Origin of the sequence: Streptomyces sp. NPDC002701, from assembly GCF_042889045.1 — a bacterium.
Taxonomy (GTDB): Bacteria; Actinomycetota; Actinomycetes; order Streptomycetales; family Streptomycetaceae; genus Streptomyces.
Genome location: NZ_JBIAQL010000002.1, coordinates 902683 through 923023 on the forward strand (window position 1 = coordinate 902683; position 20341 = coordinate 923023).

General features: G+C 72.5%; 13 protein-coding genes. 6 read left to right on the top strand and 7 right to left on the bottom strand.

Annotation, left to right across the window (positions count from 1 at the left end; all coding sequences use genetic code 11):
• Positions 1 to 351: 351 nt before the first annotated feature.
• Entirely contained in the window at positions 352 to 780 is a 429-nt protein-coding gene (locus ACFYXC_RS08250) for a protease inhibitor (protein ID WP_389548310.1), read from the top strand.
• A 166-nt stretch (positions 781 to 946) separates the two neighbouring features.
• On the opposite strand, the gene ACFYXC_RS08255 is transcribed toward ACFYXC_RS08250, so the two are convergent.
• The gene (locus ACFYXC_RS08255) at positions 947 to 1333 is read right to left on the bottom strand and encodes an STAS domain-containing protein (protein WP_388905487.1); all 387 of its coding nucleotides are present in this window, start codon (positions 1331 to 1333) and stop codon (positions 947 to 949) included.
• Positions 1334 to 1647: 314 nt separating this feature from the next.
• On the opposite strand from ACFYXC_RS08255, the gene ACFYXC_RS08260 reads away from it, so the two are divergent.
• The gene (locus ACFYXC_RS08260) at positions 1648 to 2127 is read left to right on the top strand and encodes a hypothetical protein (protein WP_389548313.1); all 480 of its coding nucleotides are present in this window, start codon (positions 1648 to 1650) and stop codon (positions 2125 to 2127) included.
• Positions 2128 to 2311: 184 nt separating this feature from the next.
• On the opposite strand, the gene ACFYXC_RS08265 is transcribed toward ACFYXC_RS08260, so the two are convergent.
• The 5 genes from ACFYXC_RS08265 to ACFYXC_RS08285 all read right to left on the bottom strand — a co-directional run bounded on the left by ACFYXC_RS08265 (position 2312) and on the right by ACFYXC_RS08285 (position 10320).
• Positions 2312 to 3820 carry an MFS transporter gene (locus ACFYXC_RS08265; protein ID WP_389548316.1) on the bottom strand — a complete coding sequence of 503 codons (1509 nt, stop codon included), beginning with the start codon at positions 3818 to 3820 and terminating at the stop codon, positions 2312 to 2314.
• Between the two features lie 201 nt (positions 3821 to 4021).
• Positions 4022 to 6904: an NHLP bacteriocin export ABC transporter permease/ATPase subunit gene (locus tag ACFYXC_RS08270; RefSeq protein ID WP_389548318.1), complete on the bottom strand. Its 2883-nt coding sequence runs from the start codon at positions 6902 to 6904 to the stop codon at positions 4022 to 4024.
• 1 nt (position 6905) lies between these two features.
• Entirely contained in the window at positions 6906 to 9176 is a 2271-nt protein-coding gene (locus ACFYXC_RS08275; protein WP_389548321.1) for an NHLP family bacteriocin export ABC transporter peptidase/permease/ATPase subunit, read from the bottom strand.
• Positions 9173 to 9979, bottom strand: a complete 807-nt coding sequence (locus tag ACFYXC_RS08280; protein ID WP_389548324.1) for an HlyD family efflux transporter periplasmic adaptor subunit — start codon at positions 9977 to 9979, stop codon at positions 9173 to 9175. Before ACFYXC_RS08280 ends, ACFYXC_RS08275 begins: the two co-directional genes overlap by 4 nt.
• A gap of 125 nt (positions 9980 to 10104) precedes the next feature.
• On the bottom strand, positions 10105 to 10320 hold the full coding sequence (locus ACFYXC_RS08285) for a type A2 lantipeptide (RefSeq protein ID WP_388905500.1): 216 nt from the start codon (positions 10318 to 10320) through the stop codon (positions 10105 to 10107).
• 630 nt (positions 10321 to 10950) lie between these two features.
• Between ACFYXC_RS08285 and ACFYXC_RS08290 the strand changes: the two genes are divergently transcribed.
• Complete coding sequence (locus tag ACFYXC_RS08290) at positions 10951 to 12318, top strand: S1 family peptidase (protein ID WP_389548327.1); 1368 nt, start codon at positions 10951 to 10953, stop codon at positions 12316 to 12318.
• Positions 12319 to 12411: 93 nt separating this feature from the next.
• On the opposite strand, the gene ACFYXC_RS08295 is transcribed toward ACFYXC_RS08290, so the two are convergent.
• Entirely contained in the window at positions 12412 to 14574 is a 2163-nt protein-coding gene (locus ACFYXC_RS08295; RefSeq protein ID WP_389548474.1) for a SpoIIE family protein phosphatase, read from the bottom strand.
• Between the two features lie 353 nt (positions 14575 to 14927).
• On the opposite strand from ACFYXC_RS08295, the gene ACFYXC_RS08300 reads away from it, so the two are divergent.
• The 3 genes from ACFYXC_RS08300 (at position 14928) to ACFYXC_RS08310 (ending at position 20257) form a co-directional block, all read left to right on the top strand.
• Positions 14928 to 17402 carry a SpoIIE family protein phosphatase gene (locus tag ACFYXC_RS08300; protein WP_388905505.1) on the top strand — a complete coding sequence of 825 codons (2475 nt, stop codon included), beginning with the start codon at positions 14928 to 14930 and terminating at the stop codon, positions 17400 to 17402.
• A 60-nt stretch (positions 17403 to 17462) separates the two neighbouring features.
• Positions 17463 to 17972, top strand: a complete 510-nt coding sequence (locus ACFYXC_RS08305) for a metallophosphoesterase family protein (RefSeq protein ID WP_389548330.1) — start codon at positions 17463 to 17465, stop codon at positions 17970 to 17972.
• Between the two features lie 203 nt (positions 17973 to 18175).
• Entirely contained in the window at positions 18176 to 20257 is a 2082-nt protein-coding gene (locus ACFYXC_RS08310; protein WP_389548333.1) for a GTP-binding protein, read from the top strand.
• The last annotated feature ends 84 nt before the right edge of the window (positions 20258 to 20341 follow it).

The following is a 20341-nucleotide window of genomic DNA, read 5'->3' on the forward strand; positions in this document are numbered from 1 at the left end:
GGCCTGGCCGACAATGCCCGCCGTCGCCCGCAGGACGACCCCGTGGCGCCCGGCCGCCCGTCTGTTCCGAGGGTGGCAGAACTCGGCGCACGGCCGGAAGCGGAATGTTTCCAGCCTATTGCCGAGCAGCGGAGATCCGGCCAGTGGGCCCGCACGGCGAGCCCGGTGCCGCTCTGTCCCAAGGGCGCCGTGTTCGCGTTCCGTCACTTCGCGCCACTGATTCAATACGCAAGGTTACCGAAACGCGAGGGGTCGAGGTGTGTTTCCGTCGCGGACTCGGCAGACTCGCGCTCGCCGAACCGGCAAACACCGAGCCGGTCCGGCGATCTACCGAGCGGAAGGATGCACACAATGCCGAACACCGCGCGCTGGGCAGCGACGATCACCCTGACGGCCACCGCCGTCTGCGGTCCCCTCACCGGGACCGCCCTCGCCGGCCCTTCGCCGACCGCGCTCTACGCCCCCTCGTCCCTGGTGCTCACCACGGGCCACGGTGAGATCGCGGCCGACGCCACACCTGAACGCGCGGTCACCCTGAGCTGTGCGCCGAAGCCTTCCGGGACGCATCCGGCCCCGGCGGCGGCCTGTGGGGAACTGCGGGCGACGGGCGGGGACTTCGACGCCCTGCAGGCCAGAACGGACGTCCTGTGCACCCGCGAGTACGACCCCGTCGTCGTCACGGTCAAGGGTGTCTGGCAGGGCAAGCGGGTCTCCTACGAGCGGACCTTCTCCAACGAGTGCGTGAAGAACTCCTACGGGACGACCGTCTTCACGTTCTGAGAGGCCGGGGTCGCGCGGTCCTTCCGAGTGCGTCGACGGAGGCCCGCGGATGCGGATGGGGAGTGCGAGTCCCGTCGCGGAGTGCCACGCGACCTCGCAACAGGGGCCGGCGGAGACGGAGTGGGGCCGTCTCCGCCGGCCCTGGCGTCGTTGCGGAGCGGTGCGGTCACCGCTGCCGCCCGCCTCCCGCGGGCGGCGCGGGCGGCTCACGGGGCAGGTCCGCCAGGGGAGGGAAACGGCCGAGGAGGCCGCAGGCGCGGAGCAGCCGGTGGATACGGGGCTGGTCGGAGACCAGGCGGAAAGTGCCGCCGCGCTCCCTGGCCCGGCGGTCGGCCCGGCACAGTACGCGCAGCCCCGAGCAGTCGAAGAAGTCGACTCCGCGCAGGTCCACCACGACCTGGGGTGCCTCGACGGCGGTGACGGCGTCCAGATACTCGGCCAGAACGCCGGCCGTCGCCATGTCGATCTCGCCCCGCACCTCGACCACCGTGTACCCGGCGCGTGACCGGCTGCGGGCGTACGGATTCGGCGGAGGTGCCTGGAACGTCTCCACGTCACTCTCGGACGGTCCCGGCCCAGCGGCATGGTCATGGCATTTCGGTGGCACGGGCCCCACCTCGGCAAGAGCAGGCGATTTCGAGATCTCGGTTGTTCCCCGGCCGCGCCGGAACGATCCATACCGCGCCCATCGCGCAATTCGGTTCACTCGACTCAGTGAAATTCGGGCCGCAACTGTTGACTTTTGGTCTTTGTGTTAGCGCAACGTGCCCTGTTCACCCGGGTGTTGTGGACGTACAGTCGCCGTGCTGCCCCAGTCCCCGGCCGCACCACTCGTTCGTACGACTGTCTGGCCAAGGAGGGTTGGCGGTGGGAACGCCGGTACACGCTTCCTCGTCCTCGGGCGGTCCCGCGCTGCTCACCGAGCACGGGCCGATGGAACCCGTCCGGGAGATGGAGTTCACGGCCCACTTCGCCCGTGCGGACGGGGAGTTCGCCGCCCAGGCCGCCGCCGTGGCGGTGACGCGGGTGATCGACGCCCCGCTGTCCTTCGTCTCTCCGGTCCTCGACGCGGGCTGCTCCGCGAGCAGGTGCCTGCTGGCGCGCAGCGCCGCCGACACCTGCCGGATCGTCCTCACCGCGGACCTCTCGGGCATCACCGTCGCGGCCACCGACGACGTCGCGGTCTCGCTGGACGCGGGTGACCGGGCCGGCGCGAAGAACCTGCCCCTGCTCGCCGTCGTCGACGGACTGAACGTGCACCACGGCCCCGACGGGCACATGTGGGTCGTGTGGAAAGGTCCGTGGCGCCGCGACGGCCGCACCCCGGCCGAACCCGCACCGTCTTGATGCGTATGCAGCGCAAGTGCCTGGACACGGGTCTGCCGCCCCGCTCTCCAGGGGCGCGGGGAACTGCGCGACCAGCCCCCGGGCCGCCGCGGACAACGACGCTTCCCGGCACCGCACACAGCAAGGAGGGGTCACCGTCTCCCTGAAGACGGTGACCCCTCGGCCTTGCGGCGACGCGGACGCGTCACATGTGGACGACCGGCGCTGTTTCGGGATCCTGCTCCGGAACCCCCGGACGGAACAGCAGGAACGTGACCAGCGCGCCCGCCGCGAAGAACCCGGCGGACCACCAGAAGGCGGTGGTGTAGCTCTCGATCGACGACTGGGCCCGGACCAGCGGGTCGCTCACGTCCTTGCCGGCCAGGTAACTGGTCGCGGCGCTCGCGGCGAGGGTGTTGAGGAGCGCGGTACCGATGGAACCGCCCACCTGCTGCATGGTGTTGACCGTCGCCGAGGCGACCCCCGCGTCCTCCGCCGCGACCCCGCTCGTGGCGAGCGCCATCGCGGGCGGCATCACGATGCCGAGTCCGGCGCCCATCAGGAGCAGCGGCGGCAGTACGGCGGTCGAGAAGGCGGAGTCGACGTCGATGGCGGTCAGCCAGGCCATCGCGACCGCGGCGAGCGCGAAGCCCGCCGGGATGACGGTCCTCGGCCCGATGCGCGGCACCAGGATCGTGGTGGAGACCTGCGCCATGACCATCAGGGCCGCCATCATCGGCAGGAAGGCCACACCGGTCTTCGTCGGGCTGAAGCCCAGGTTCAGCTGCAGGTAGTAGGTGAGGAAGAGGAAGACACCGAACATGCCCGCACCCGTCACCAGGACGGCGATGAACGAGGCCCCGCGGGTCCGGTCGAGCAGGACGCGCATCGGCAGCAGCGGGTGCGCGGCGCGGGTCTGCCACCAGCCGAACACCGCCAGGAGCACGGTGCCCGCCACCAGGAAGCCCCAGGTCTCGGGTGAGCTCCAGTCGTGGGTCTCGGCGTTGGAGAAGCCGTAGACCACGGAGAAGAGACCGGCGGAGACCAGCAGGGCGCCCGGCAGGTCCAGCCGGGAGTTCGCGGCGTCACGGTGGTTGTTCAGCAGCACCCAGCCGCCCGCGAAGGCGACGACGGCGAAGACGACGTTGACGTACAGCGTCCAGCGCCAGTCCAGCGCGTCCGTCAGGACACCGCCGAGCAGCAGTCCGAGCGCGCCGCCCGCACCGGCGATCGCGCCGTACACGCTGAACGCCTTGGCGCGCTCCTTGGCCTCGGTGAACGTCGTGTTGAGGAGGGAGAGCGCGGCGGGCGCGAGGAGGGCGCCGAAGACACCCTGGAGGGCGCGCGCGGTGACGAGCATGCCGAAGCTGTTCGCCGCGCCGCCGAGCACGGAGGCCGCGGCGAAGCCGGCGACCCCGACGAGGAAGGCGGGCTTGCGGCCGAAGAGGTCGGCCAGCCGGCCGCCCAGCAGGAGCAGCGAGGCGAAGGCCAGCGCGTACGCCGTGACGATCCACTGCCGGTTGCCGTCGGAGAATCCGAGGTCCGCCTGCGCCGACGGCAGTGCGATGTTCACGATGGTCGCGTCCAGCACCACCATCAGCTGTGCGATGCCGATGATCGCGAGGATCCACCACCGGTTCGCCGGCGGTGTGGCGCCGGGTGCGTCCGCCGCGCCCTTGCGGGCACCTTCGGACAGGGTCTGGGTCTTGGACATGGGAGCCACTCCAGGGAAAGGTCGCTCGGAACGTGACGTACGTAAACGAAACTGTTTCGTACTCATCGAGGCTAGACCACTTCCATCGAAACGACAAAGTTTCGCTGACGAGAGGGAGATCACACGGACGGCGGCGGTCCCGGCGCCCGGACCGGGCGCCCGGTCCCGACGCGCCCGGTCCGGGCGCCGGGTACTGCCCCGCTACTGCAGTTGCCGCCGTACCAGCTCGTGCAGACGCCCCCCCGTGTCCGCGAGGAGTTCTGCGGGCGTGCCCTGCTGGGCGATCCGGCCGTCCTCCATCACGATCACCCGGTCCGCGTCCATGACGGTGGACAACCGGTGCGCGATCACCACGCGGGTGGCGTCGAGCGCGCGCGTGCTCTCGATGACCGTGCGCTGCGTCTCGTTGTCGAGGGCGGACGTCGCCTCGTCGAAGAAGAGGATGCGCGGGCGGCGGAGCAGGGCCTGGGCGATCATCAGCCGCTGGCGCTGGCCGCCGGAGACCGCGCCGCTGCCGGAGACGATGGTGTGCAGCCCCATCGGCATGCGCCTGATGTCCTCGGCGAGCCCCGCCATCTCCGCGGCGGCCATCGCCTCCTCCGGCGTGCAGGGCTCCGTACCGCTGATGACGTCCAGGATCGAGCCGGTGAACGGCTGCGCGTGCTGGAGCACCACCCCGCACTGGCGGCGTACGGCGGACCGGTCGAGCGCGGCCAGGTCCTGGCCGTCGTACAGGACGCTGCCCGAGACCGGCCTGTCGAAGCCGATGAGCAGCCGCAGCAGGGTGGACTTGCCGCAGCCGCTGGGGCCGACCACCGCCACGAACTCGCCGGGCCGGATCGCGAAGGACACGTCGTCGAGGACCAGCGGACCGTCGTCGGTGTACCGGAAGGACAGTTTCTTCGCCTCGACGGCGCCGGACAGCTCGGCGGGGCGCGTACTCGCCCCGCTCACCTCCGGCTCCGCGTCCAGGACCGGCTTGATCTCCTCGAACAGCGGCAGCGCGGCGACCACCGACACGAAGGAACCGGTCAGCTGGGTGACCGAGGTCAGCAGCATGGTCAGCGACGTGTGGAACGTCAAGAAGGCCGCCGCCGACAGCGACCCGCGCGCGGGTCCCGCCAGCAGCATGAACATGATGAGGGAGCAGAGCGGCAGGTACACCGAGCCCAGCACGGTCGTGAGGTTCTTGATCCGCCCCACCTGCCGCTGGAGCTCACGGCTGCGCGCGAACTCGCCCGCCCAGGCCGCGTACGCGTAGTTCTCCGCCGCCGCCACCCGCAGCTTGGGCAGCCCGCGCAAGGTCTGGAACGCCTGATTGTTGAGCTTGTTGCTCAGCACGATCAGCCGGCGCTGCCGGCGCACCTGCCACAGACCGAGTCCGAGGAACACCGCGGCGATCACCACGAGCATGCCGACCGCGGCGAGCGCCAGCGGGACGCTGAACCAGAACAGCAGCGCCACGTTCATCGCGCCGACCGTGACCGACTGGACCACCACCGGACCGACGCCCGCCATCAGCCGGCGGATCGCACTGACGCCCATCGCGGCACTGGCCAGCTCACCGGTCGAACGCGAGGTGAAGAAACCCGTGGGCAGCCGCAGCAGCCGGTCCCACACGGCCGGCTGCAGCGTCGCCTCGATACGGCCCTCCAGACGCAGCACGGTGAGGTTCTGCATCAGCATGAACGCCGCCGACACCACACCGGCGACCATGACGGCCAGGCAGACCTGCGCGATCAGACCCTCCTGGGCCTTCGGCACGAACTCACCCAGCACCTTGCCGGTCGCGATCGGCACCAGCGCGCCCAGCGCCACCGTCACCAGACCGCCGAGCGCGAGGTTGCGCAGGTCCCCGCCGGTGCCCCGCAGGCAGAACCGCAGCAGCCGCAGCGGGGTCAGCCCGCGCTCGGGCAGCGGCCGGTAGAACATCACCGCACGCGGCTCGAACTCCGCCGCGTTGGCCTTCTCGACCGGTGTCTCCCGGCCGCTCGACGGATGCACCGCCACATAGCCGCCGCGCCGCCACAGCAGCGCGACCGGCGCCCCCGACGCGACCCGGTGCCCGACCAACGGGCCCACGTCGTCGCGCCACCAGCGCCCGTCGAGCCGCACGGCCCGCGCCCGGACCCGGGAGGCGAGCGCGATCCGCTCGACCGGATCGAGCCGCTCGCTCTCCGCGCCGCCCCGCGCCGGATCGGAGAGGGTGATCCCGGCCGCGCGGGCGACGAGCCTGCACGCCGCGTACGTGGCATCGGCGTCGGCCGCGCCCGGACCCGGGCCCGACCGCTTCGCCACGGACGCCAGCAGCGTGCGATCGGCCTGCGCGCGGACCGCCTCGCCCGCCTTGATGCCCGCCGCGGTCCGCGTCTCGTGGGTGCGCTCCAACTGTTCGATCCAGCGGTCCAGGGTGGCCAGCAGCCGGTACTGCCGGTCGACCATCGCCTGCCACAGCGCCGGGTCGACCAGCAGGTCCGCCGCGGCTTCGGCGCCGTACAGGGAGCCGTACCGCACACTGCCCGGCGGCACCTGCGTCCACAGGACGTCCTCGTCCGTCGGTGCCGCGCCGTGCTCGGTGGCGAGGGGCGCCTCGAACAGGACGGCGAGGCCCCGGCCGATGCCGAGCGAGAGGGCGTACTCCAGGGGGCTGGTCCCAGGAGGCACGTACTGGGGGTTGCCGTACGCGTCGTACGTCCAGTTCTCGGTCTGCGGCGGCCGCTGCAGCTCGCGCAGTTCGATGCGGCGCAGCACGCACCCGCGCAGCGGTCTGCCGACCAGCGTGTGCCGGGGCCCCGTGACCGGGCCGAGCAGCAGCGCGCCCGCTTCGAGCCGGCCGAGGTGGTGCCAGTGGCCCTGCCCGTCGGCGTCGACGGCGAACAGGTCCATGGCCCCGGCCGCGACGAGCCACAGGACGTGCGGCCCTTCCAGACCGAGACGGGTGAGGCCCGAGCCGTCGACCGCGGTGCCCGTGCCGCCGAGCGCGGCGAGTACGTAGTCGCCCTCGGTGACCGGCTGCCGGTGCTGCTCGTGCGGTGGGTACCGCTCGTCGGGCCGCCGTTCGTCCGGCGGGTACGCGGACGTCATCTCATCGCTCCCTGACCAGCTCGGCGTAGACGCCGCCGGACGCCACCAGGGCGTCGTGACGCCCGCGTTCCACGACCGTGCCGTGCTGCAGCACCACGATCTCGTCGCTGTCTCGCACGGTGCTGAGCCGGTGCGCGATCACCACACAGGCGCAGCCGCGCCGGCGCAGATTGTCCATCACCAGCTGCTCGGTCTCCGCGTCCAGCGCGCTCGTCACCTCGTCGAGGATCAGGATGCTCGGCCGGCGGACCAGCGCCCGCGCGATCTCCAGGCGCTGGCGCTGGCCCCCGGAGAAGTTGCGGCCGTCCTGTTCGACCCGGCTCCGGATGCCGCCCGGGCGGCGCGTCACCACGTCGTACAACGCCGCGTCCCGCAGCGCCTCGACGACCGCCTCGTCCGGGACCGACGGGTCCCACAGGGCGACGTTGTCGCGGACCGTGCCCTCGAAGAGGAAGACGTCCTGGTCGACGAAGGAGACCGAGGAGGCGAGCGCGCCGCGCGGGATGTCCTGCAGCCACTGCCCGTCGATACGGATCACGCCCTCCCAGGGCGCGTACAGGCCCGAGATCAGCCTGGACACCGTCGACTTGCCGCTGCCGGACCCGCCGACGAGGGCGACCTGCTGACCGGGCCCGACCGACAGCGAGAACCCGGACAGCAGCGGCTTGTCGAGCGGGCTGTAGCCGAACGTGATGTTCTCCAGCTCGACATGGCCGCGCAGCCTGCGGGTGCTGTCGCCCGCGCCGCGCCGCGAGTAGAGCGGGTCGGCGGCGAAGTTCTCGACGTCCTTCAGACGGGCCACGTCGGCCGCGAAGTCCTGGATACGGCCGGCGACCCCGTTGAGCCGGGTGATCGGCGCGGTGAAGCGCGTCACCAGCGCCTGGAACGCCACCAGCAGACCGATGGAGATGTGCCCCTCCACGGCCCGCATCCCGCCGATCCACAGGATCAGGGCGCTGTTGAACGTCGCCAGCGTCGGCGCGACGACCCCCAGCCAGGCGCTCGGCACACCGAGGCGCTGCTGCTCCTCCAGGGTGGTGGCGTGCTGCCCCGCCCACTTGCGGAAGTAGCCGTCCTCGCCGCCGGTCGCCTTCATCGTCTCGATCAACTGCAGTCCGGTGTACGCCGTGTTGGTCAGCCGTGCGCTGTCGGCCCGCAGTTTCGCCGTACGGGTCGCGCGCAGCCGGATCACCACCCGCATCGCCACCACGTTGAGCAGGGCGACCCCGACGCCCACCGCCGTGAGCTGCGGGTCGTAGGTGTAGAGCAGCACGGCGTAGAGGACCACGACGACGGCGTCCACGCCCGCCGCGGCGAGGTCCCGGGCCAGCGTCTCGGCCACCGCGTCGTTGGACTGGAGCCGCTGCACCAGGTCGGCCGGGCTGCGCTGCGAGAAGAACGTGACCGGCAGGCGCAGCAGGTGCCGCAGGAACCTCGCGCTGCCGAGCGTGGAGGAGATGAGCCGGCCGTGCAGCAGGTTCGCCTGCTGCAGCCAGGTCAGCACCACCGTCAGCAGCACGCTCGCGCCCAGCGACGCGAACAGCACCCCCAGCAGCGAGGTCCGGCCGCCGATGAGGAACATGTCGATGTACGTGCGGCTGAGCGCGGGCACGGCGGCGCCGACCGCGACCAGCAGCAGGCTCGCCAGCACGGCCGCCGGCATGGTGCCCGACGTGCCGCGCAGCCGGGCCGGCATGGCACCCAGGACACCGGGTCTGCGGCCGCCCTTCTCGAAATCGGGCCCGGGTTCCAGGACGAGCACGACACCGGTGAAGCTGGTGTCGAAGTCCTCCATGGGCACGAACCGCCGGCCTTTGCCGGGGTCGTTGATGTGCACCCCGCGCCGGCCGAAGCGGCGCCCGATCCCGTCGTAGACGACGTAGTGGTTGAACTCCCAGAACAGGATCGCCGGAGCGCGGACCTCGGCGAGCGCCGCCGTGTCCATCTGCATGCCCTTGGCCGTCAGGCCGTAACTGCGCGCCGCCTTCAGCAGGTTGCTGGCCCGCGAACCGTCGCGCGAGACACCGCAGGCGATGCGCAGCTCCTCCAGCGGGACGTGCCGCCCGTGGTGGCCGAGCACCATCGCGAGGGAGGCGGCGCCGCACTCCACGGCCTCCATCTGCAGGACGGTGGGCGTACGGGCACGTCCGCCCCGGCCCTTGGGGACCTTGCGCCTCGGGGGCGCGGCGCGGCGGCGGCCCCGTACGGGAGGCGGCGGCTGCGGGGGGCCGGCGGCGCGGGTGGCGGACGAGGTGTCCTGGGACGCGGTCACGGCAGCAGCCAGTCGATCGGGCGCTGGTCGTCCAGGCGGATCGAGCCGGAGGCCAAGACCATCGAGTCGAGCCGGAACGGCGGTCCCTCGGCGGACGACCACGTGTACCCGGACTTCGTGCCGGACGACCGGTCGAGCCGCACCAGGACGGCCACCGGCCTGCCCTTCTCGGTGAACTGCTCGCCCAGCTGCCGGTCGCCGAGGAAGGCGGCGATCTGCTGCGACGACTGGGCGGTCCGGTCGACCGACTTCACCCGGCCGCGCAGCACCCCGTACTCCTGCGTCGGCACGGACTCGACGGTCAGGTCGACGGCGGCGTCCGCGGGGATCGAGGCGGCGTTCTCGGCGGGCACGTACACCGTCGCGTACAGCGGGTCGTCGGCGTCGGCCACCTTCTCCACCGCGGCGACGTTCGTGCCGGTGCTGATGATCGCGCCGATCGTCGCGGCGAGCCCGGTGACCCGGCCCGCGGCGACGCTGCGTACCACCGTCTCGCCCTTGGCCGTACGGACCTTGAGGACGGGCGCGTTCGCCCTGATCCGCCGGCCCTGCTCGGTGAGGACCGCGGTGACCTGTCCGGAGACGGGGCTCTGCAGCAGGTAACTGCCCTGCCCGTGCGTGAGGACGGCGGGCGCGCTCACCGTGGACGCCACCGAGCCCGTCACGGCCCAGACCGACGCGGCCGCCATGACGACCACCGTCACGGCCAGCACGAGCCAGCCCTGGGGACGGGCGAAGCGCACCGGCAGGTCGAGCTCCTCCGGCGACTGCAGCTTGGCCAGGGCCTGTTGACGGAACTGCACGGGTCTCTCTCACCTGCGAGGAACGAATACGGGGCCGTGTCCGGGGATCCCGGCACGGAACCCGCGAGTCCCGGAACCGGGAAGCGGTTCCGGGACTCACGGCACGCCTTGCGATCACACAGTGATCAGAGACCGGCGACCAGGCCGGTGACCGGGGCGGTGTTCAGGCCGGTCGTACCCTCGACGGTGCCGACGACCGTGTCGACCAGGCCGGCGACCGGGGCGATGCCGCCCACGACGCCGGTGACGGTGCCGACGGCGTGCACCGAGAGGCCACCCGAGACGTTGTCGAGGTCGGCGTCGGAGATCTCGGCGGTCTGGACCTGGGGGGTGGAGTTCATGATGAACTTCCCTTCCTATCGGAATTCACAAGGGGGGAGCGGCCCCCTCTGGGGACAGATGGTCGGCCGCGACCACGAGAGCCCGGAAACCGGAACCATAAACGGAACCGACCTCGTGAACGGCCCCCGCGGTGCAATGGATCAAAGCACGGTGCCGCGTCACGCATCCAATCAACGGGCCACGTGATCCGCGTATGTGCGGGCCCGGCGAGTTCATTCGTGCAGGCTCCCGCACCGCCCGGTGGCGAATTCTTCACACGGCCCGGGGAGTTGTTCACATATCCGCGACACGGGCCCGGACGCTGAATCGGGCACACCTCTCCAATGGCCCGGCACGCGACATCGATGTGTGCGGATCCTTCGCACGCCGTGACCCGGCTGCGTATTCGCTGTGCAGATTTCCCGCAGCCAGGATGCGGGGACGAACGGCGAACGGACCGTCACCGCCCGATCGCGTGGCGTGAGGAGGGTGCGCGGCACGTGAGTCCGGCGACTCCCGCTTTCGCAAAGGAAGTTGAGGAAGCGCGTTGAACGCCCCACGCACCGCTTGCGTATCAACAGCCATCCAGGCGCCCGCAGTCAGCTGCCACCCGGCGGCTCGGACCCCCCAGTCCCCAGGAGGTCAAGAAGTTGAGTCACAAGCGGATACCGAAGCGCAAGGCCGTCATCGCCGCAGGAAGCGTGGTCGCGCTCGGCGCGGCGGCGCTGATCCTGCCCAACGCCATGGCGTCCCAGAACGGTGCGACGGAGGGTGCCGCCCCCAGAACGCTGAAGGCCGCGGACGCGTCGGACCTCGCCTCGCAACTGGCCGAACAGCTCGGTGAGGCGTTTGCCGGTGCGTACTACGACACCGGCAAGCAGCAGCTCATCATCAACGTCGTGGGCGACGACAACAACATCATCCTGGCGGAGAAGGCGGGTGCGGTCGCCCGGCAGGTCGACAACAGCACCGCCGAACTCAAGTCGGCCTCGCAGACCCTGAAGGCCGAGGCGACCATCCCCGGCACCTCCTGGGCCGTCGATCCGCGGACGAACAAGATCCAGGTCACCGCCGACAGCACCGTCACGGGCGCCAGGTGGGACCAGCTCGAGTCGACGGTGCGGACCCTCGGGTCGGGCATGGCGACCATCAAGAAGTCCGCCGGTGAGTTCAAGACGTTCGCCGAGGGCGGCGACGCCATCTTCGGCGGTGGCGCGCGGTGTTCGCTCGGCTTCAACGTCGTCGCCGACGACGGCGCCCCGGCCTTCCTGACCGCGGGCCACTGCGGGGTCGCGACCGCCGAGTGGTCGGACGCCCAGGACGGCGCGCCGATCGGCACGGTCGACACCGCCACGTTCCCCGGCGCCGGTGACTTCGCCCTCGTCAGGTACGACGACCCGGCGACCGAGGCCCCCAGCACGGTGAACACCGGTGAGCAGAGCGTGGAGATCGTCCAGGCGGCGGACGCCGCGGTCGGCCAGGCCGTCATCCGGATGGGCAGCACCACCGGGCTCGACGAGGGTGAGGTCACGGGGCTCGACGCCACCGTGAACTACCCGGAGGGCACGGTCACCGGTCTCATCCAGACCAACGTCTGCGCCGAGCCCGGGGACAGCGGCGGCTCCCTGTTCACCGCGGACGGCAGCGCGATCGGCCTGACCTCGGGCGGCAGTGGTGACTGCACCATCGGTGGCGAGACCTTCTTCCAGCCGGTGACCACGGCGCTGACCGCGGTGGGCGCGACGCTCGGTGCGGGGGGCGCCGGAGCGGGCGCCGGTGAAGAGGCCGGTGCGGGTGAGGAGGCCGGTGCCGGCGAGGAAGCGGGTGCCGGTGAGGAGGCCGGTGCCGGCGGTGACGCGGTCGGTGGCGAGGAGGCCGGCGGCGAGGAGCAGGTCGGCGGGGCCGGTGACCAGGCCGGCGAGGAGCAGGTCGGCGGGGCCGGTGACCAGGCCGGCGAGGCCGGTGACGAGCGCGGTGACGGTGCGGACGACGGGTCGGGCCTGGGACATGACCAGTGATCTGAGCGGTTGTCCGTAGCGGTGCCGTTCGGAGCGGGCCGGCCCTTCGGCGGAAGGACCGGCCCGCTCCGTGTCACGCGCTTCCCCGCGCCCTCAACGGGGCCCCTGGGCGGGGGTCGCGCGGAGCAGGAGCAGGGCCACGTCGTCGACTCGTTCGTCCGCTGTGCCGCTGTGCCGGACGAGACTGTCCGCCACCTCGTCCAGGGGACGGTCGCCGATCTCGGCGAGACGGTCCGCGAGACCCGCCAGGGCGTCCTCGATGTCGACGCCCGGGGACTCGATCAGGCCGTCGGTGTAGAGGGTCAGCAGTGAGCCGGGCGGCAGCGCCACCTCGGTCGTCGGATAGGTGGCGCCCGGGTCGATGCCGAGCAGGGGCCCGCCCGCCAGGTCGAGCACCCGCACCTTGCCGTCGGGCCTGCGCAGCAGCGGTGGCGGGTGCCCCGCGCGGGCCATCACGACCCGGCCGTTCGCCGGGTCCAGACGCAGATAGACACAGCTCGCGAAGAGTTCGGCGCCCAGGTCGATCAGCAGCCGGTTGGTGCTGCTCATGACCTCCCCGGGCGGCTGGCCGACGGTGGTGTACGCGCGTACCGCGGTGCGGATCTGCCCCATCAGGCCCGCCGCGGTGACGTTGTGTCCCTGCACGTCCCCGATCACCGCCGCGGCCTCCCCGGCCAGCGGGACCAGGTCGTAGAAGTCCCCGCCGATCTCCATGCCCTGGGTGGCGGGCAGATAGCGGGCTGCCGCCTCGATGCCGGGCAGCGCGGGCAGCGACGGAGGCAGCAGCGCGGCCTGCAGGCCGTGTGCCAGCCGGTGCTTGGCGTCGTAGAGGCGGGCCCGGTCCAGCGCCTGCGCGACGAGCCCGCTGAGGCTGGTCAGGACGGCCCGCTCGTCCGCCGGGAAGGGATGCGGCTCGGCGTACGCGAGTACCCAGGTCCCTACCGGCCGCCCCGACGCGATGAGCGGCAGATAGGCCCAGGCCGCCATGGAACCGGCCGGCGGGTCGTTGTCCGGATAGTGGCGCTCCAGCTCGGCCAGGGACTCGAAGAAGGCCGGCACACCACTGCGCAGGGCGTGCGTGCCGGGCGTCCGCTCGGTCAGGGACATCCCGTCGAACCGCTCCACCGCGTGCGGGTCCGGATAGCCGCGGTGTCCCAGCACGTGCAGCCGGCCCGCCCCGGAACCGAGCATCACCAGCCCCTGGCTGCCGACGGCGGGCGCGATCTCGTCGGCGACCAGCTGCACCACGTCCTGCACGCCCACCGCCTCCGTGAGCGCCCCGGCGAGGCTCAGCACCTGGGAGATCGTGACCAGACGGGTGCCGGTCTCCCCGTGCTGGAAGGCCGCGCGGCCCTCCCGTGCCACGGCCCGCGCCCGGGTGATCCGCAGCGACAGCCCGTTCGTACTGGGATGCAGCCGGAACGACAGCCAGTCGGCGGGCGGCCGCAGCGCCACGAACGACGTCGGGTGCTGGCTGAGCAGCGCGGCACGGTAGCGGTCCTCGTAGACCGGGTCGTTCAGCCAGGCCACCGCCGCCCACAGCTGGGTGCCCAGCAGCGTGCTCACCGGCACCCCCAGCAGCTCGGCCGCCGCCGCGTTGGCGAAGGTGATCCGCCCCTGCAGATCCAGCGCGCACAGCCCGTACGGCAGCCGGGCCACCATCCGGGCGGCCTCCACCGTGCCGAGGGTGCCGGCCACGCTCGCCATCGGCGCCGGGGCGAGCAGATCGGGTTCGGGCCGGACCGGGTGGCCCTTCTCGTGGGCGCGCTCCAGCCGCATCGCGAGCCGGGCGCAGGCGGCCGTGAGATGGTCCCGCTCCCACTCGGACAGATCCGGGGGATGGGCGCCCGGCCAGGTCACGAAGACCGCGCCGTACATGGCCCGGTCGGTCGCCACCGGCAGCGCGGCCAGGGCGAACGGGTACGGCAGGACCATAGAGATCCGCGGATAGCGGCGGGCCATCTCCTCCTCGCCGCCGACCCACACCAGCCGCCGGTCTCGCGCCGCCTCCGCCACCGGGATCGGCGCGCTCAGCCCGAGCCGCTCCCAGGGGGCCGCGAACGCCCTCGGCAGCCCGGCCATCACCGCCATCTCCAGAACCGGCTCGTCGGGGGTGAGCAGGTACACGGCGCCCGAGTGCGCGTGGACGTCGTCCATCAGCGCCGCCAGGGTCAGCGAGAGCAGCGGTCGGCCGACCGGCATGGGGGTGGCCCGGAACGGAGGCCCGGACGCTCGCCGGTCGGTCACGCCGACCACCTCCTCCCTCGGACACACGAAGGAGTCCAGAGGCTCCAGGCTCCCCCGTACGGGCGTTTCCCGCACGGCGAGGACGCTTCCCCCGCGCACGGCGGGCGCGACGGGGGCGCGACCAGGGCGCCGGGGCGCGCCGGTCCGCCCCGCGCGCGGTGGCGGTGGCCCGCCGCGTTCGCCCGCCGCGCCCGGCCGACACGCAGCGTGACCCCTGTCGGCGGAACCCCCGGACGAGAGCCGGGAACTCCCCGTGACAGCGCCGGCGGGCCCGTGGACACGGCCCCGCGCGTGCTCCGCCGACGCGCCACCCGGGCCCGGAACGGTCACAAGGGCTGCGCCCGCGTCCCGAAAGCGCTCTAATGACGGACGTGGTCAGTGAGGGCGGTGCGGGACGCAAGACGAGAACGCTGCGTGCCGAACGCGCCCTCAGGACCCTCCGCGCGGACCTCGGCTCCCCGGAACGACTGCGGAGCGTGCTCGAACAGGCACTCGTCTACGGTGGTGCCGCCCTCGCGCTCGTGTACGCGCCGGGGGAGCACGGTGACCAACTGTGTCTGATCGAATCCGCGGGCGTGCCCCGGTCCCTGTACGGCGTACGCGACAGTTATCCGCTCTCGGGCCGCTCGCCCGCGGCCGAAGCCTGCCGTGCCGGACAGCCGCTGTGGCTCGGCCCGGCCGAGCTCGCCGCGCTCCCCGGCGCCCGGCACACCCCGGTGGGGGACCACTGGCTGGCCGCCCTGCCCCTGCCGTCCGACCCGCGCGGCGGCTGTCTGGTGGCCGTGAGCGAGAACCCGGGCGGCTTCGACACCGAGGACCGCACGTGCCTCGAACTGTTCGCCGGGGCGATCTCCTTCCCGCCCTCGTCCGGGACCACCGAGTCCGAGGCGCCGCCGAGCTCGTTCAGCCTGGCGATGGACTCCGGGCGCGTCGCGGTCGACGACGAGATGCTGGAGCTGTTCGGGCTCGTTCCCGAGGAGTTCGACGGCAAGGTCGAGACCCTGCTGAGCATGACCGTGCCGGAGGACCTGCCCACGCTGATGTCCGTGGTGGAGGCCGACCACATGTCCATCGGCGAGCGGGAGCTGGAGTTCCGCATCCTCCAGCCCTCCGGCGAGCAGCGGTGGCTCAGACTGCGCGCCCGGCTGCTGCCCGCCGCCGACGGACGTCCGTCCCGGCTGGTCGGCACCGTCGCCGACGCCTCCAAGCTGCGCTCCGGCGGCAACGAGGTGGCCCGTGTCCAGCGCCTCGCCGCCGCCCTCGCGACCGCGGGCACCGTCCGCGACGTCGGCCAGGCGGTCGTCACGGCCCTGCGCCGGCCTCTGATGGCCGACCGCATCGCGCTGGCCGAACTGGAGGGCGACCGGCTCGTCGTCACCGTCCTCGACCCGCCGGAACCGGAGGCGTGGCCCGAGGTGTGGCGCACCGAGTGGCGCTCGGAGTGGCCCGACGCCCCCGTGCGGAGCATGCCGACCCTGGCGGCGGCGCTGCGCGAGGGCCGCGCGGCGATCTGGCCCGCCGGAACCCCGCTGGAACCCGCGCTCGCCGAGGTCGGGCCCGGCGGCCTCGCCGTCCTGCCGCTGCCGGCCGGCGGCCGCATGGCCGGTGCCTGCCTCATCGGCTGGGACACCCCGCACGACTTCGGCCCCGACGAGCGCGCCCTGCTCACCGCCTCCGCCGGCCTCGCGGGACAGGCCCTGACGCGCGCCCACGCCTTCGACGCCGAACACGAACTCGTCGGCATGCTCCAGCGCACCCTCCTCCCGCGCAGACTCCCGCCGCTGCCCGGCGCCGAGGCCGTCGCCCGCTACCTGCCCACCACGGCGGGCCTGGAGGTCGGCGGCGACTGGTACGACGTGATCCCGCTGCCCGACAACCACGTCGCCCTCGTCATCGGCGACGTCCAGGGACACAACGCCCAGGCCGCCACCCTGATGGGCCAGATGCGGACCGCACTGCGCGCGTACGCCGTGGAGGGCCACCCCCCGGACGTGGTCGTCTCGCACGCCAACCGGCTCCTGACGGGCATGGAGACCGACCTCTTCGCCACCTGCTGCTATGTCGACGTGGACATGGCGGAGGGCACGGCCTGGTGCGTACGCGCCGGGCACCTGCCGCCGGTCCTGCGCCACCCGGACGGCACCACCGACATCGTCGTCACGGAGGGCGGCCCGCCCCTCGGCGTCATCACCCAGGCCGACTTCCCGATGAGCCCGCTGCCGCTGCAGCCCGGCACCGTGGTGGCCCTCACCACGGACGGTCTGGTCGAGTCCGCCGAACTGGACCTGGAGGACGGCCTGCGCCGGCTGGCCGGCCGGCTGAGCACCGCCGACCCCGCCCACCTCGGGCTCGTCGCGGACGCCCTGCTCACGGGCGCCAACCGCAGTGACGACGTGGCCCTGCTCCTGATGCGCTACGACGGCCTCGAACTGCGGCCGCTGCGCGAGAGCTGGACGGTGTGGCGGGTGCCCGAGGCCGTCCGCCACGCCCGCCGCTTCACCCGCCGCGCCCTGCGCGCCTGGCGCGTCACGGACGAACCCGACGCGATCCTCCTGATCGTCTCCGAGCTCGTCACCAACGCCCTCGTGCACACCGACGGCCAGGTCCGTCTCGACCTCACCCTCATCAACAGCCGCCTGCGCGTCGCCGTCGTCGACGCCTCACCCCGTACGCCCATCAAGCCCACGAGCATCGGCTGGGAGGCCACCGGCGGCCGGGGCATCCTCCTTGTCGAGGCTCTCTCCGCCACCTGGGGGACCGTGCCGGTCAGCGGCGGCAAACAGGTCTGGGCCGAGCTCCCGCTGACCGAGCCCGTAGCCGGCCCCGCCGCGGACTGAGCGGCGACGACGGAGCGGGGAAGACCGAGAGGCGAAGACGGAGCGGGGAGACTGATCCGTATGCGTCTCCTGCTGATGTCCGACACCCACATCCCCAAGCGCGCCCGGGAACTTCCCGCGCCGCTCCTCGCCGAACTCCCGCACGCCGACGTGGTGATCCACGCCGGGGACTGGGTCGACACCGCGACCCTCGACCTCCTGGAGAGCCGCTCGCGCCGGCTCGTCGCCGTGTACGGCAACAACGACGGACCCGGTCTGCGGGCCCGCCTCCCCGAGGTCGCCCGCGCCGAACTCGACGGTCTGCGCCTCGGGGTGATCCACGAGACGGGCGCCGCCCGCAACCGCGAACAGCGGTGCGCCGACCTCTTCCCCGACCTCGACGTGCTGGTCTTCGGCCACAGCCACATCCCCTGGGACACCACGGCCGCCACCGGCCTGCGGCTGCTCAACCCGGGCTCGCCCACCGACCGCAGACGCCAGCCGCACTGCACGTACATGACCGCGACCGTGACGGACGGCGCCCTCGACGACGTCCGTCTGCACCGCCTGCCGCTCCGCGTCCCGCGATAGCGCGCCCGTCGAGCCCGCCCTCCCGGAGCCGCTCCACGCGGTTTTGTTGAGCGTTAATCCGTTGCTGCCGTGGGCTGTCGCCTGCTGCACTGCGGGGGACCGGTCGCAGGGACCGGCCGGCCGAGACCGAGGAGCAGCAGTGCGCGCACCGTTCATGTCCGTCCAGGAAGGAAACCCCCTCATCACAAAGGACATGACACGCGGTGCACTCACTCAACCTCGGCATTCTGGCGCACGTCGACGCAGGTAAGACGAGCCTGACCGAGCGGCTGCTGCACACCGTCGGGATCATCGACGAGATCGGCAGCGTCGACGACGGCAGCACACAGACCGACTCCCTCGCGCTGGAGCGACAGCGCGGCATCACCATCAAGTCCGCCGTCGTCTCCTTCGAGATCGACGACGTCACGGTCAACCTGATCGACACCCCCGGCCACCCGGACTTCATCGCCGAGGTGGAGCGGGTGCTGAGCGTGCTCGACGGCGCGGTGCTGGTGATCTCGGCCGTGGAGGGCGTCCAGGCGCAGACCCGCGTCCTGATGCGGACGCTGCGGCGGCTGCGCATCCCGACGCTGGTCTTCGTCAACAAGATCGACCGCCGTGGCGCCGACACGGACCGCGTCCTGCGGGGTGTCGCCGAGCGGCTCACCCCGGCGATCGTGCCGATGGGCACGGCGCGCGGCCTCGGCACGCGCGACGCCCGGACGGTCCCGCACGCGGGATTCACCACCGGCATGCTCGACGTCCTCTCCGCGCACGACGACGACCTCCTCACCTCCTACGTCGAGGACGGCACGGTCCCGTACACCCGGCTCCGTGCCGCGCTCGCCGAGCAGACCGGGCGGTCGCTGGTCCACCCGGTGTTCTTCGGCTCCGCCATGACGGGCGCGGGCGTGGACGCCCTGGTCTCCGGGATCAGGGAGCTGCTGCCGGCCGCCGCGGGCCACCCGGCAGGCCCGGTCTCCGGCACCGTCTTCAAGGTCGAACGGGGCCCCGCGGGGGAGAAGATCGCGTACGCGCGCCTGTTCTCGGGGACGGTACGCACGCGGGACGTGCTGACGTTCGGTGACTTCTCCGACCCGGGCGACACGGGTGACTCCGGTGACTCCGGTGATGCCGGAGGGGACGGCGGCCGCGGCGGCGGTCGGCGGCAGGGCAAGGTCACCGCCGTCAGTGTCTTCGAGAGAGGTGCCGCCCGGCCGCGGACGTCCGTGGCCGCCGGGCGGATCGGCAAGCTGTGGGGCCTCGGCGACATCCGGATCGGCGACACCGTCGGCGTGCCGCGCGAGCACGTCGAGGAGTTCTCGCACACGCGTCCGGCGGGGCGCCACCACTTCTCCCCGCCCACGCTCGAGACGGTCGTCGACCCGGCCCGGCCCACCGACCGGGGCGCCCTGCACACCGCCCTCACCCAACTCGCCGAGCAGGACCCGCTGATCGACCTGCGGCACGACCCGGTGCGGCGGGAGATCTCGGTCTCCCTCTACGGCGAGGTGCAGAAGGAGGTCGTCCAGGCCACGCTCGCCGACGAGTTCGGCCTCGACGTCGGGTTCCGGGAGACGACCACGATCTGTGTCGAGCGGCCCGCGGGCAGCGGGGAGGCCGTCGAGTTCAACGGCAAGGACGCCAACCCGTTCCTCGCCACGGTCGGTCTCCGTGTCGATCCGGCGCCGGCCGGCGCCGGCGTGCGGTTCCGGCTGGAGGTCGAGCTCGGGGGGATGCCGTACGCCTTCTTCAAGGCCGTCGAGGACACGGTGAGGGAGGCACTGGGCCAGGGGATCCACGGCTGGCAGGTCACCGACTGCACGGTCACGATGACGCACTCCGGCTACTCGCCCCGGCAGAGCCACGCCCACCAGGGCTTCGACAAGAGCATGTCGAGCACCGGCGCGGACTTCCGCGGCCTCACCCCGCTCGTGCTCATGGCCGCCCTGCGGCAGGCCGGGACCCGGGTGTACGAGCCGATGCACCGCTTCCGTCTCGAAGCCCCGGCGGACACGCTGGGCGCGCTCCTCCCGGCTCTCGCGGCGCTGCGGGCCGTGCCGCGGACCACACGGACGCACGGTACGGCGTGTGTGCTGGAGGGCGCGGTCCCGGCGGCCCGGGTGCACGAACTGGAGCAGCGGCTGCCGGGGCTGACCAGTGGTGAGGGCGAGCTGGAGGCCGCCTTCGACCACTACGCGCCGGTCGGCCGCGGCGCCGTCCCGGAGCGGCCGCGCACCGACCACAACCCGCTGAACCGCAAGGAGTACCTGCTGAACGTGACCCGGCGGGTCGGTGGGTGAACGCCACGGCGACCGTGCCGGGCGACTCGTCCCAACAGCCGCCGAAAGAAGGTGACTTACTCTCAAGTCAGGAACCTTGACGGG

Excerpts from the sequence above, each read along its gene's own strand:
- ACFYXC_RS08250 (WP_389548310.1), top strand. The coding sequence starts at position 352 with ATGCCGAACACCGCGCGCTGGGCAGCGACGATCACCCTGACGGCCACC.
- ACFYXC_RS08265 (WP_389548316.1), bottom strand. The coding sequence starts at position 3,820 with ATGTCCAAGACCCAGACCCTGTCCGAAGGTGCCCGCAAGGGCGCGGCG.
- ACFYXC_RS08270 (WP_389548318.1), bottom strand. The coding sequence starts at position 6,904 with ATGACGTCCGCGTACCCGCCGGACGAACGGCGGCCCGACGAGCGGTAC.
- ACFYXC_RS08285 (WP_388905500.1), bottom strand. The coding sequence starts at position 10,320 with ATGAACTCCACCCCCCAGGTCCAGACCGCCGAGATCTCCGACGCCGAC.
- ACFYXC_RS08300 (WP_388905505.1), top strand. The coding sequence starts at position 14,928 with ATGACGGACGTGGTCAGTGAGGGCGGTGCGGGACGCAAGACGAGAACG.
- ACFYXC_RS08305 (WP_389548330.1), top strand. The coding sequence starts at position 17,463 with ATGCGTCTCCTGCTGATGTCCGACACCCACATCCCCAAGCGCGCCCGG.